The sequence below is a fragment of the Anaerostipes sp. 992a genome, from assembly GCF_001940245.1.
Lineage (GTDB): Bacteria > Bacillota > Clostridia > Lachnospirales > Lachnospiraceae > Fimousia.
Genome location: NZ_MJIG01000005.1, coordinates 21,492 through 33,963 on the forward strand (window position 1 = coordinate 21,492; position 12,472 = coordinate 33,963).

General features: G+C 41.2%; 11 protein-coding genes. 10 read left to right on the forward strand and 1 reads right to left on the reverse strand.

Annotation, left to right across the window (positions count from 1 at the left end; translation table 11 throughout):
- Positions 1-35: 35 nt before the first annotated feature.
- The 6 genes from atpF to atpC all read left to right on the forward strand — a co-directional run bounded on the left by atpF (position 36) and on the right by atpC (position 5,375).
- On the forward strand, positions 36-554 hold the full coding sequence (gene atpF / locus BHF69_RS11835) for a F0F1 ATP synthase subunit B (RefSeq protein WP_075671913.1): 519 nt from the start codon (positions 36-38) through the stop codon (positions 552-554).
- On the forward strand, positions 542-1,090 hold the full coding sequence (gene atpH, locus BHF69_RS11840; protein WP_075671915.1) for an ATP synthase F1 subunit delta: 549 nt from the start codon (positions 542-544) through the stop codon (positions 1,088-1,090). Before atpF ends, atpH begins: the two co-directional genes overlap by 13 nt.
- A 63-nt stretch (positions 1,091-1,153) precedes the next feature.
- Entirely contained in the window at positions 1,154-2,662 is a 1,509-nt protein-coding gene (gene atpA / locus BHF69_RS11845) for a F0F1 ATP synthase subunit alpha (RefSeq protein WP_075671917.1), read from the forward strand.
- 18 nt (positions 2,663-2,680) lie between these two features.
- Positions 2,681-3,538 (forward strand): ATP synthase F1 subunit gamma, encoded by an 858-nt coding sequence (atpG, locus tag BHF69_RS11850; protein ID WP_075671919.1) that lies wholly within the window; start codon positions 2,681-2,683, stop codon positions 3,536-3,538.
- Positions 3,539-3,567: 29 nt separating this feature from the next.
- Positions 3,568-4,965, forward strand: coding sequence for a F0F1 ATP synthase subunit beta (gene atpD, locus BHF69_RS11855; RefSeq protein ID WP_075671921.1), 1,398 nt, complete (start codon positions 3,568-3,570; stop codon positions 4,963-4,965).
- 8 nt (positions 4,966-4,973) lie between these two features.
- Positions 4,974-5,375, forward strand: coding sequence for an ATP synthase F1 subunit epsilon (atpC, locus tag BHF69_RS11860; RefSeq protein ID WP_075671923.1), 402 nt, complete (start codon positions 4,974-4,976; stop codon positions 5,373-5,375).
- 111 nt (positions 5,376-5,486) lie between these two features.
- Here atpC and BHF69_RS11865 read toward each other — a convergent pair whose 3' ends face one another.
- Positions 5,487-6,863: a VanZ family protein gene (locus BHF69_RS11865; protein ID WP_075671925.1), complete on the reverse strand. Its 1,377-nt coding sequence runs from the start codon at positions 6,861-6,863 to the stop codon at positions 5,487-5,489.
- Positions 6,864-7,078: 215 nt separating this feature from the next.
- Between BHF69_RS11865 and BHF69_RS11870 the strand changes: the two genes are divergently transcribed.
- From BHF69_RS11870 to BHF69_RS11885, 4 genes are all read left to right on the forward strand, one after another.
- Entirely contained in the window at positions 7,079-7,762 is a 684-nt protein-coding gene (locus tag BHF69_RS11870; protein WP_075671927.1) for an HAD family hydrolase, read from the forward strand.
- Positions 7,763-7,905: 143 nt separating this feature from the next.
- Positions 7,906-9,393 (forward strand): Ig-like domain-containing protein, encoded by a 1,488-nt coding sequence (locus BHF69_RS11875; protein WP_075671929.1) that lies wholly within the window; start codon positions 7,906-7,908, stop codon positions 9,391-9,393.
- A gap of 14 nt (positions 9,394-9,407) precedes the next feature.
- Positions 9,408-10,931: an Ig-like domain-containing protein gene (locus BHF69_RS11880; RefSeq protein ID WP_075671930.1), complete on the forward strand. Its 1,524-nt coding sequence runs from the start codon at positions 9,408-9,410 to the stop codon at positions 10,929-10,931.
- Between the two features lie 14 nt (positions 10,932-10,945).
- The gene (locus BHF69_RS11885; RefSeq protein WP_143249554.1) at positions 10,946-12,457 is read left to right on the forward strand and encodes an Ig-like domain-containing protein; all 1,512 of its coding nucleotides are present in this window, start codon (positions 10,946-10,948) and stop codon (positions 12,455-12,457) included.
- Positions 12,458-12,472: the final 15 nt, after the last annotated feature.

The window sequence follows — 12,472 nt, forward strand, 5'->3', positions numbered from 1 at the left end:
GATGACACGATCACAATCCAGAAGGAGGCCAAAGAATGGATGGAAGAATTTTTGGCTTGGATTTACAGTTAGGCTTTGATGTCATTTTGCAGGCCATTTGTGTGCTGTTATTATTCATTGCTCTTTCCTATATTTTATTTGAACCGGTCAAGAAGATTTTAAATGACCGTCGGGAAAGAATTATGAATGAGCAGGCAGCTGCGGCAGCAGACATGAAAGAAGCCAGTAAGTTGCGAGCAGATTACGAAAGTAAGCTAAAAAATATTAATAAAGAAGCTGATCAGATTCTTGCCGATGCCCGCAAAAAAGCAATGAAAAAAGAGGAAGAGATAGTTGCCCAGGCGAAGGAAGAGGCGGCTCGTATTATTTCCCGTGCCAATGCGGAAGTAGAATTAGAGAAGAAGAAAGTCAAGGATGAAGTAAAGACAGAGATGATCGCAGTGGCAACTGCAATGGCTGCCAAGATCATTACCAAATCCGTTGACGCAAAGAAACAGGAAGCTCTTATTGAAGAAACATTAAAAGAGATGGGTGATCAGACATGGCTAGGCTAGTGAGCAAGACATACGGAGACGCGTTGTTTGAGCTGGCCCTGGAAAAGGATATTATTTCCGAGATGAAGAAAGAAGTCCTGTCTGTAAAGCAGATTTTTGAAGAGAACGATGAGCTTCTCAAGCTACTGAATCATCCAAAGATTATGGGTGAAGAGAAGATCAAGATCATCGATAAGATCTTCAAAGGAAAAGTCAGCGATGATATGATGGGATTTTTAACGATTATTGTGAAAAAGGGTCGTTATGATGAAATCCTTAACATCTTCACATACGTGGAAAACCGTATGAAAAAATATGAAAAGATCGGTGTGGCAAAAGTATCTGCACCGATGAAATTAACAAAGAAGCAGAAAGATGCGATTGTAAAAAGACTGTTGGAAATTACAGAATATGAGTCATTTGAAGTGGAATATGAAGTGGATGAAAGTCTGATCGGAGGACTTGTGATCCGCATTGACGATCGTGTGGTAGACAGCAGTATTAAGACGAAGCTTGCCAATATGGCAAAGGCTTTGAATCAGATTCAGTTAGCGTAATGATCCCAAACAGATGATTTGAGGGTCATTAGAACAGAGAAACAGGAGGTGCAGGAAGGCTCCATGAATTTAAGACCAGAAGAAATCAGCTCTGTGATCAAAGAGCAGATTAAGAATTATTCTACAAAATTAGAAACTTCTGATGTTGGAACTGTTATTCAGGTAGCGGATGGTATTGCACGTATTCATGGTCTGGAAAGTGCTATGCAGGGGGAACTTCTTGAATTCCCAGGCGGCGTATATGGCATGATCTTGAACCTGGAAGAAGATAACGTAGGTGCAGTATTATTAGGTGATAATAAGAACATTAATGAAGGAGATATCGTAAAGACAACGGGACGAGTAGTAGAGGTTCCAGTTGGGGATGCGATGACAGGACGTGTTGTCAATGCATTGGGACAGCCAATTGACGAAAAGGGTCCGATCGAAGCAACGAAAACAAGACCGATCGAAAGAGTGGCTTCCGGGGTTATTTCTCGTAAAGCAGTAGATACTCCTCTTCAGACGGGTATTAAGGCAATTGATGCCATGGTTCCGATTGGACGTGGACAGCGTGAGCTGATCATCGGTGACCGTCAGACAGGTAAGACGGCCATTGCCATTGATACGATCATCAATCAGAAAGGCCAGGGGGTACATTGTATTTATGTTGCCATTGGTCAGAAGGCATCTACCGTTGCCAATATCGTAAAAACATTAGAAGAATATGGTGCGATGGATTATACGACTATCGTAGCATCTACCGCCAGTGAGCTGGCTCCATTACAGTATATTGCTCCATATGCAGGCTGCGCGATTGGAGAAGAATGGATGGAGAACGGAGAGGACGTACTGGTCATCTATGATGACTTAAGTAAGCATGCGACTGCGTATCGTACCCTTTCCTTATTACTTCGTCGTCCACCTGGACGTGAGGCTTATCCTGGAGATGTATTCTACTTACATTCCAGATTATTAGAGCGTGCAGCAAGACTTTCTGATAAGTTAGGAGGAGGATCTTTGACCGCTCTTCCAATTATTGAGACACAGGCAGGTGATGTATCTGCTTACATCCCTACCAATGTAATTTCCATCACAGACGGGCAGATTTATCTGGAGACAGAGATGTTTAATGCTGGTTTCCGTCCGGCGATCAACGCAGGTCTGTCTGTATCCCGTGTAGGTGGTTCTGCTCAGATCAAGGCGATGAAGAAGATCGCAGGACCAATTCGTACCGACCTGGCACAGTATCGTGAACTGGCAGCATTTGCACAGTTTGGATCTGAATTAGATGCAGATACCAAGGAACGTCTGGCACAGGGAGAACGAATCAAAGAAATCTTAAAACAGCCTCAGTATCAGCCAATGCCAGTAGAAAAGCAGGTTGTAGTCATTTATGCGGCAACAAGAAAATACTTACTGGATATTGAAGTAGCTGATATATTGGATTTTGAAAAAGGATTATTGAGCTTTATCGATACCAAATATCCTGAAATCTTTGCGTCCATCCGCGATACAAAAGTAATTTCAGATGAGACGGAAAAGCAGATGGTAAAAGCCATTGAGGAATTCAAACAGGAATTTAAGAAGTAGAAGGGATGTGAGGAAAGCATGGCGTCCATGATCGATATCAAGCGTCGAAAGGAAAGTGTTACGAGTACCCAGCAGATCACCAAGGCCATGAAGCTGGTATCTACCGTTAAGCTTCAGAAGGCGAGGGCGAGAGCTGAGGAATCGAAGCCTTATTTTGACAAAATGTACGCCACAGTAACATCAATTCTACAAAAATCCGGCAACATTAAGCATCCATATCTGACGGACAATGGTTCCAAAAAGAAGGCAGTCATCGTAGTGTCTTCTAACCGAGGCCTTGCCGGAGGATATAACAATAATGTGGCTAAATTGTTGACAGAAAGTAATCTGAACAAAGAGGATGTGGATATCTATGCTGTTGGGCATAAGGCTATGGAGGTGTTGGATCGGAAAGGGTATGCGATCATAGCGGATCATTCTGATATGATTGAAGAACCTAATTACGGCGATGCCATGGCTTTGGGTAAAGAGGTATTAGACCGCTATGCCGCAGGTGAGATCGGCGAAATCTATCTTGCCTATACCAGCTTTAAAAACACCGTGGTACACATTCCAAAACTAGTCAAATTACTGCCTGTAGAATTTGATGAAACAATGGTGGAAGAAAAAGAATCAAAGACTCCTATGAACTACGAGCCGGAAGCGGAAGAATCATTGGATATGATTATTCCAAAATATGTTTGCAGTTTGATCTATGGTGCATTTGTGGAATCCCATGCAAGTGAAAATGGTGCCAGAATGCAGGCTATGGATTCTGCTACCAGCAATGCGGAAGAGATGATCGCCACATTATCCCTTGCATATAACCGTGCCCGTCAGGGAGCAATTACACAGGAATTAACAGAAATCATTTCCGGTGCAGAAGCATTGAATTAGAGATGATTTTAACTATAAGGAGTGAAAAAATGGCAGAACAAAATATCGGGAAGATCACCCAGATTATCGGGGCCGTTTTAGATATTAAATTCAGCGAAGGAAAGCTTCCGGAAATCAACGATGCGATTCGCATTACGAGAAAAAATGGAGAGAAGTTAACCGTTGAAGTAGCCCAGCATCTTGGTGATGATACAGTCAGATGTATTGCGATGGGACCGACAGACGGATTAGTACGAGGAATGGATGCGGTCTCCACAGGGGCACCGATTATGGTACCGGTTGGAGAAGCAACCCTGGGACGTATCTTTAACGTATTAGGAGAACCTATCGATGAAAAGCCTGCACCGGAGGGCGTGGATTATCTACCAATTCACAGAAAAGCTCCTACATTTGCAGAGCAGGCAACAGAGACAGAAGTATTAGAAACAGGAATCAAAGTCGTAGACTTACTTTGCCCATATCAGAAGGGTGGTAAGATCGGTCTGTTCGGTGGTGCGGGAGTAGGTAAGACCGTATTGATTCAGGAATTGATCCGTAACATTGCAACAGAGCATGGTGGATATTCTGTATTTACTGGCGTTGGAGAACGTACTCGTGAAGGGAACGATCTATATTATGAAATGACAGATTCCGGGGTTATCGAGAAGACAACCATGGTATTTGGTCAGATGAACGAACCACCTGGAGCTCGTATGAGAGTTGGTCTTACGGGACTGACGATTGCGGAAAACTTCCGTGATCAGGGTGGTAAGGATGTGTTATTATTCATCGATAACATTTTCCGTTTTACACAGGCAGGTTCTGAGGTATCTGCATTATTAGGACGTGTGCCAAGTGCGGTAGGTTATCAGCCAACCTTGCAGACAGAGATGGGTGCTCTTCAGGAACGAATCACATCTACAAAAAATGGTTCCATTACATCCGTTCAGGCAGTTTATGTACCAGCCGATGACTTAACAGACCCGGCACCGGCAACGACATTTGCCCATCTGGATGCAACGACCGTATTATCCCGTGCAATCGTAGAACAGGGTATTTATCCAGCGGTAGACCCACTGGAATCTACTTCCCGTATCTTAGATCCTCGTATTGTAGGGGAAGAACATTATAGGGTTGCCCGAGGCGTTCAGGAAATCTTACAGCGTTACAAAGAACTACAGGATATCATCGCAATCCTTGGTATGGATGAATTGTCTGAAGATGATAAGGTGATCGTAGACAGAGCCAGAAAGGTACAGAGATTCTTATCTCAGCCATTCTTCGTAGCAGAGCAGTTCACCGGTACGGTTGGTAAATATGTTTCCTTAAATGATACGATTCAGGGATTCAAAGAAATTCTGGAAGGAAAGCATGACGAGATTCCAGAAGGTATGTTCCTGAATGCGGGAAGCATTGATGAAGTTGTAGAACGTTTCAATAATAAGTAGGTGATCTTATGGCGGAGAAACAGTTTAAACTGGAAATTATCTCTCCTGATCGTTCTTTTTACAATGGAGCTGCAACGATGATCGAATACCGCACCACAGAAGGTGAGGTAGGGGTCTATGCGGGGCATATTCCAATGACACAGATTATTGCACCAGGAGTACTTACGATTACGGAAGGTGATGGCACGAAGAAACAGGCAGCGTTAATGTCCGGATTTGTAGAAATCCTTCCAGAGAAGATTTCCATTCTGGCAGAAACGATAGAATGGCCGGATGAAATCGACAAACAGCGTGCACAGAAAGCGAAAGATCGTGCAGAACAGAGATTAAAGTCAGGAGATAATTCCCTGGATATGGTCAGAGCAGAACTGGCCCTGAAGCGGGCACTGGTTCGTCTATCATTCAAATAAGAAGGGAGTTGTCGGTTCATTTGAGCCGATTCCCGTCAAGAAATAAAATCAAAAAAGATAATATTTTTACTGCCAGCAGGGAAATCCTGCTGGCAGTTTTTTGGTTACATATTATTGTCCCAGTGCGGGAATGACCAGATCCTTCTTTTCTCCGTTGATTTCACAGTTGAATAGATATACAGGCTGATAATAGCCTTTTGTATCCGGAGAATAGGTCAGAGAGATGCCATTGATATTCAGTTCATGTATCTTCAAATTATGTGGACTGATCTGAAAGTATCCATCTACCAGTTTCTGATAGGCTTCTGTTTCACTGATGATCGTTTCTTTGGCATAGACGGATTGCTGTACCAGTTGATTGTCAATGGAATAGATCGCTCCATTCTTGGATGTAATACAGGTCAGAGTACCAGAAACATCACCAAGGGAATCCACAGAACGCTGGACGGTCCATTGATAAACTCCCTCTGATGGTTTGCTAAAAATGGCTTGTTCCGGAATTTCAATGCCATATTTTCGCAGGCGGCTTTTTACTACCTGTGTTCCAATGTCGCCCCAGACAGGCTTTCCCTCGGATTGTACATAGTGATATTCATAGCTGCAGTCTTTCAGATACACAGTAATATTATGATTTCCGCGATAACTGATGATGGAATCTTCATAATAAGAATAGCGGGAAGTTCCTTCAATTCCCATCTGATCAAACAGATTGGAAGCAAAGAGACAGGCTTCCTTTCTTGTACAGCCGTTTGGTACAAAAACAGGGACAGAAAGCTGCTTGTTCTGAAGCTCCAGATCATTTTTTAAGGATACGATGGAATCCGATAAAGGAACCTGGTAAGTATAATCAATTGGAAGATTTCCATAGGGCTGTTGGTCATAGCGATAAAAAATTCCTAAAAAAATGCTGATGCATAATAATAGAGGAACAATAGATGCCGTCATTCGCAAAGGCTTCCAGCGTATCTTCTGAAAGGCCAGCCAGATAAAATGAAAGAGGCAGTAGCCTAACAGTACCCCCAAGGTGTTATGGAACAGATCATCCACCTCACACAATCCTCTCTGGGTTATTCGCTGACTCAGCTCAATTCCAAGAGAAAAGAGAAATCCTGCTCCCGCAGTACGCCATAGCCGGCGGAATTTTTCGAACAGCAGAGGGAGCAAGGTTCCCAGTGGTGAAAATACCAGAATATTAAAAATAATCAGCTGCCAGTTCCGGATAGAGAAAGTGTTCCATGCCTCACGGTAGGAACGGAATAAATTCAGATCGATCTCTCCATAGGTTTCATTTCTCGTAAGAAATGTAAGGTATATAATAAATATAATATTCAATATAAATAAAAATCCTAGGAGTAGTTTCCAGGTTTTTAAATCTTTTTTTAAAATAAATCTATATAAAACAAAAATGAGAGCAATGATTGCCAGTGAACAAGGAATTGCAATAGGCAGAAATACTCTCATTTGTGCCAGTATTGTATCAAAACTCATAATCATTTCCTTTACTTTTATTTTGTAAATATAGTATAGCATAATGAAAATGAAATTAGTTACTTTTCTATGAAGCAATTCTAAATAAATTCCTAAGACTGTGTTACAATTTTTACCTATAGTCTAGCCATGTGTAAGTTTATGTACAAAAGATTTTTTCTGCGGTATAATATTACTAGTAAAATCATATGCAATAAAAGGAGAAAAGAATAAAGATGTATAAATGCTGTATTTTTGATTTAGATGGAACTTTACTAAATACATTGACGGCACTTTCCTATTGCAGTAACAAAGCATTGCGCAAATATGGCCTGGGAGAAGTGCCAACAGAAGAATTTAAGTGGATGGTAGGAGATGGCTATCGGAATCAGATCAAAAGAGCACTGACCTATTTAGGTGATAAGGAATTGATTCATTGGGAAGAGGCCTGTAAAGATTATATGGAGATCTTTGGAAAAGAAAGTATGTACGGAGTGCATCCATACGAAGGAATCCCAGAGATGATCGAGCAGCTAAAGAAAAAGAATATGAAGCTTGCAGTCTTATCAAATAAACCGAATCAGCAGGCAATCATGAACATTGAAACGGTCTTTGGAAAAGGATACTTTGATGCTATTGCAGGACAGATCGATGGTGTACCAAAGAAGCCGGATCCAAGCGGAGCACTTCGGATTGCAGAGGAATTTGGAATCAGACCAGAAGAGTGTCTTTATATCGGGGATACCAATACGGATATGAGGACTGGCATTGGAGCTGGAATGACCACCATCGGTGTATTATGGGGATTCCGCCAGAGAGAAGAGCTGGAAGCTTTTGGCCCGGCGGCGATCATTGAACACCCGTCTCAGCTTGTCGATTTCATAGAATCTGATCTGCAAACGAAAAATGTTACAATTTAGGTACAAATCATTACATTTCACGTATATAGGATGTATTCTAATTTTCCCTTTGCTATAATTAGGAATTAGAATACATCCTTTTTTATCATATAGGACTTTGTTCCCAAAATAAAAAAGGAAATAAAAAGATAAGGAGAAGAATAATGGGAAAAAAGAAAAGAAGAATACTCAGTTTGATTCTTACGTTGACTATGGTCTGCAGTGTGCTCATGATGCCAACTTCGGTACAGGCAGATCCTCTGATGTCTTTGAAAGGGGATTATGATGCAGTCAGCCCAATTACCATTCAGGATAACAAAGGAAAGATCAAGGGTTCTATACCGGAGGGCGAATCTGAATTTACGATTTACTTCCGGTTAAAAGAGCCAAGAGAGATAGAACTGATACCAAAGATTCAATATACAAGCAAGGACACGGAATATAATAAGCTTATTGGAGATTTGGAAAGTACGGCTACGCTTTATCATGATGGAAAAAAATATCGATGCTATCAGAAACTGGAGGGAAATGATCCATTTTCCAAGCTGGAGAAGAAGACAGCAGTGCTTACGATGAAGAATCGGACCAGTGCGGTACAGGCATATTGTTATTTTAAGCAATTGTTACCGGCAGGAGAGTATGAACTGGTGTATTCTATGCCAGAGCAGGTTACTATGGGAGCCAGGGTGTTGTTAGAGTATAGTTTTACTGCTCTGAAAGAGGCACATGATTATTATGGAACCATGATCGATAGTAATACACAAAAAACAGCCAGAAAGATAAAGGTTCCATATAATTATGAAGATGATATGTCTCATATTGGTATTTTGACACATGAGAAAGGAGAGGTCTACTGGTATAAGATGGTGCTTCCAGGGGAAAGAAAATTTACTTTTGATCTGGAGTATGCTTTGTATGACAGCAATAAAAGAATTAAGATTGCAGTTATCAATGCAGCTACAGGGAAGATAGAGAAGACCTATGTGGCAAAGACCACAGGAGAATGGGATTTTGGAGAAGGAATCATCGAGGGGATGTATGACAATGGATCTTTTTGGGATAATACCGGTCTTTTATTAAAGAAAGGAACCTACTATGTTAAGATCACAGCTGATGAGACAGATACAGATGCAAGCTTTACATTCACTCCTTATGTCAGCAGAGCACAGGAACCGACGGTGACTTATTGGGCACTTGGCAAGAAGGTCGTAAAGGGAACCTGTCAGGAACCTGGCGGACGAATGTATGCATTGATCAATGGAAAGAAATATAAATCAAAAGAAAAGATAGGTTCTGATGGAAAATTTTCGATTTCTATTCCAAAGGTGAAAGCGGGAACAAAATTCGATGTTTATGTTATTGATGCAAAAGGATATTATGGCAATGCAAAAACAGTTACCGTACAAGCCATTCCAGCACCTCCGAAGGTAACTGCCTGCAAGAGTGGAACGAAGAACATTAAGGGGAGCACATTTGCTTATTCAACAGTAACTGTTACTTATAATGGCAAAACATATAAAGCCAATACAGGAAAGAACAAGAGCTTTGTGATCGCAACAGATACCACATTGAAAAAGGGTAAGAAATTTACCATTAAAGTACGTAGAAGCTCTGGTAACGTGTCAAAGACGAAGACATATACGATCAAGTAGAAAGGAAGGTCGACATGAAGAAACAGATGGTATATAAGTGGCTTTCCGGATGCTTAGCCCTGATCATGCTGGCAGGCTGTATCAGTCTTGGAAGCGAATCCACCGTGTCCGCCAGGAAGAAGTGTGATCAGCTTCCTGAAATGACAGAGGAACAGATTCAGGCAGCACAGGAGAGCCTGGAAGAAGATGATTTTACAACAGAAAGCGGAAGTTACATCGATGCAGCAGCCATAAAAGATGATAACTTGATAGAATTGAAGGGAAAGGCACAGCCTGGAGAACATATCTATACGGTAAAGATGAATTTGACCAAAACAGTAATTTTGTTAGGAACACCTATGATCCAGTATGCACAGAAGGACGTGAAGGACAAGACAAAGTTTACTTTAGAAAAAGAAGGCAAGGTTGTTTCTTTGTATCAGATATATTCTGGAGAAACGCCATTTGATGAACTGAACGCAAAGACAGATTCTATTATGCTGCCAAATCATGTAGATGCCAACACGCCATATTATATGATAGAGCAGATTTTAAACCCGGGCACTTATACATTTACGTTTGAGATCCCAGAGAAGGCGACGGATGGAGCGAAGATCTACCTTGGTCTGGAAGGTAGTGTTATGATTGATGAGGAACAGGCCGCTAACACGAAGGCAACAGCCAGAGAGATTCCGGTTCCAACAATTAATAAATATAATCATATGACATATGATGAGGCTTTCAGCAGTGGAGCTGGATATATGGCAGGAGAAGAGAAGGAATACTGGTATACATTTACGCTTCCGGCAGACAGATATGTGGAATTGGATATGACATGTATTGTCTTTAATACGAAAAAGACGGCAGTCTTAACGTTATATTATCCGGATGGCACGGAAAAGGTATATAAAGGAATTGTGGAAACAGACAAAGATGCAGACGGAGAATCTGATCTGATTTCTCTATCTAATATGGAATTTTCAAAAAAACTGAAAAAGGGAACTTATTATATAAAGGTGACACCAGGGGATCACTTAGGTGACGGACTTTTTCAATTGGATGTGGACCTTCCACGTGCAGCGATACCGAAAGTGACCTATTGGGCACTTGGGAAAAAAATAGTAAAAGGAACAGGGGAACCGGGCTCCAAGGCTTATGCTAAGGTGAATGGAAAGACCTATTATGCCAAAAAGAAGACTACATCGGATGGAAAATTCTCTATTCCGATTCCAGCAGTAAAGGCGGGAACGAAGATTGCGGTCAGAGTAAAAGATAGTCTGGGAGTATCCAGCCGTTCCAAAACGGTTACAGTGCGAAAAATTCCGAAGAAACCAACGCTGACTGAATACAAAGCCGGAACGAAAAAAATCAGCGGAAAGTGTGTTTATGATGGCACAGTGACCATAAAATACAACGGAAAAACTTATAAGGTAAAATCCAGCAAAAAAGGAAAATTTACAGTAAAGACAGCAGCATTAAAATCAGGTAGAACAGTGAAGGTCTTTGTAAGGGACATTTCCGGAAATGTATCAAAGACAAGAACTTATAAGATTAAATAAGAGACAGAGGTGGAATGATGAAGAAAGGAATGCGGATCATAGCATATCTGATAGCCGTAGTCATGATATTGACTGGGCTATTTGGATGGGGCAGCAGTGAGGTACAGGCTGCCGTCAAGAAGGAAACCATGACATCTGCACAGAAGATGCCATTCCAGAAGAATCGAAAGAAAGCCTTTGACACTCCATCCGGATATGTCATTGGAGAGAGTGTTTTCGATAGAAATGAGGTGAAAGGTGTTGTGAAGGAGGGGGAGACGGTCTATGAGATGGAAACGACCCTGGCAGTGCCTCATGGAGTTTCTATGTGGCCTCTGGTAAATTATAATAAAACGGACGATGAGGAATATAATGCATCCATCGAGGATCTAACTTCTGATTTTCAGATTACGAAGGATGGAGAGCCTGTGGAATTTTATCAATACGATGATCAGATCAGTGAATTTGATGAGAATGATCAGAGGGTTTCTCAGATGAAGTTAAATGATTACGTAGATGGATATGTGACAAGCTATATAGCAAATGCAATTTTGAATTCTGGAACGTATAAGTTTACTATTACTTTGCCAAAAGAAGTAACAAAAGGAGCGAGAATTTATTTTCTGACCACAGGGGTGACCTTGAATGATAAGTATATCAGTCTGAATCGTCAGAATACAAAAGAAGAAGCGATAAAGCTGAAAGTACCAAGAGACGGTTATGATGATAAACTCCTTATAGGAATCTTTCAGCAGGGAAGCAGCAATACATTCTGGTATAAATTCACATTACCAGCCAAAAGATATGTCATCTTTTCTACAGAAGGTATGCAGTTTACAGAGGATACAGCTTTTGATCTGACACTATATCAGCCGGATGGAACGACCAAGGTATATCATTCCGATCCAAACTATAATAGCACCAGTGAGGACAATGGTGATGGATGGTATTGGACCGGTGCTGGAATCAAAAGAAGATTAGAAAAAGGAACCTATTATGTGAAGTTACAGGCGACGAAAGATGTGGATGGATATTATTTTGCAGGGGTGGATCTCAGAGGACCAGCTTCTCCGAATGTAACTTACTGGGCAATTGGGAAAAGGATTGTAAAAGGAACGGCAGAGGAAGGCTCCAGAGCATATGCAGTGATCAATAAGAAAACTTATAAAGCAGCTAAGAAGACGGACAGTAAAGGAAAATTTTCCATTAAAATACCAAATGTAAAAGCAGGGACCAAGATTAAGGTTTATATCAAAGATGCAGCCGGAGTAAAGAGTTATTCTACGGAGGTGGTCGTGCGAAAGATTCCGAAGGCACCAACAGCTACTTTATATAAAAAGGGAACAAAAACCATTCGAGGAAGAGCATTGGCCTATGGAACGGTAAAGATCGTTTATAATGGAAAGACTTATCGAAAGGAAGCGAATTGGAATAACAGGTTTACCATAAAGACCAAAGATACCTTAAAGTCTGGAAAGAAATTCCGTATTTCCGTGACAGATGAATCTGGTAATGTATCTAAGACAAGAACATACAAAATTAAATAATTAAGAGGAAGGGCT

Coding starts and splice junctions, on each gene's coding strand:
- atpF (WP_075671913.1), top strand. CDS start 36: ATGGATGGAAGAATTTTTGGCTTGGATTTACAGTTAGGCTTTGATGTC.
- atpH (WP_075671915.1), top strand. CDS start 542: ATGGCTAGGCTAGTGAGCAAGACATACGGAGACGCGTTGTTTGAGCTG.
- atpA (WP_075671917.1), top strand. CDS start 1,154: ATGAATTTAAGACCAGAAGAAATCAGCTCTGTGATCAAAGAGCAGATT.
- atpG (WP_075671919.1), top strand. CDS start 2,681: ATGGCGTCCATGATCGATATCAAGCGTCGAAAGGAAAGTGTTACGAGT.
- atpD (WP_075671921.1), top strand. CDS start 3,568: ATGGCAGAACAAAATATCGGGAAGATCACCCAGATTATCGGGGCCGTT.
- atpC (WP_075671923.1), top strand. CDS start 4,974: ATGGCGGAGAAACAGTTTAAACTGGAAATTATCTCTCCTGATCGTTCT.
- BHF69_RS11865 (WP_075671925.1), bottom strand. CDS start 6,863: ATGAGTTTTGATACAATACTGGCACAAATGAGAGTATTTCTGCCTATT.
- BHF69_RS11870 (WP_075671927.1), top strand. CDS start 7,079: ATGTATAAATGCTGTATTTTTGATTTAGATGGAACTTTACTAAATACA.
- BHF69_RS11875 (WP_075671929.1), top strand. CDS start 7,906: ATGGGAAAAAAGAAAAGAAGAATACTCAGTTTGATTCTTACGTTGACT.
- BHF69_RS11880 (WP_075671930.1), top strand. CDS start 9,408: ATGAAGAAACAGATGGTATATAAGTGGCTTTCCGGATGCTTAGCCCTG.
- BHF69_RS11885 (WP_143249554.1), top strand. CDS start 10,946: ATGATGAAGAAAGGAATGCGGATCATAGCATATCTGATAGCCGTAGTC.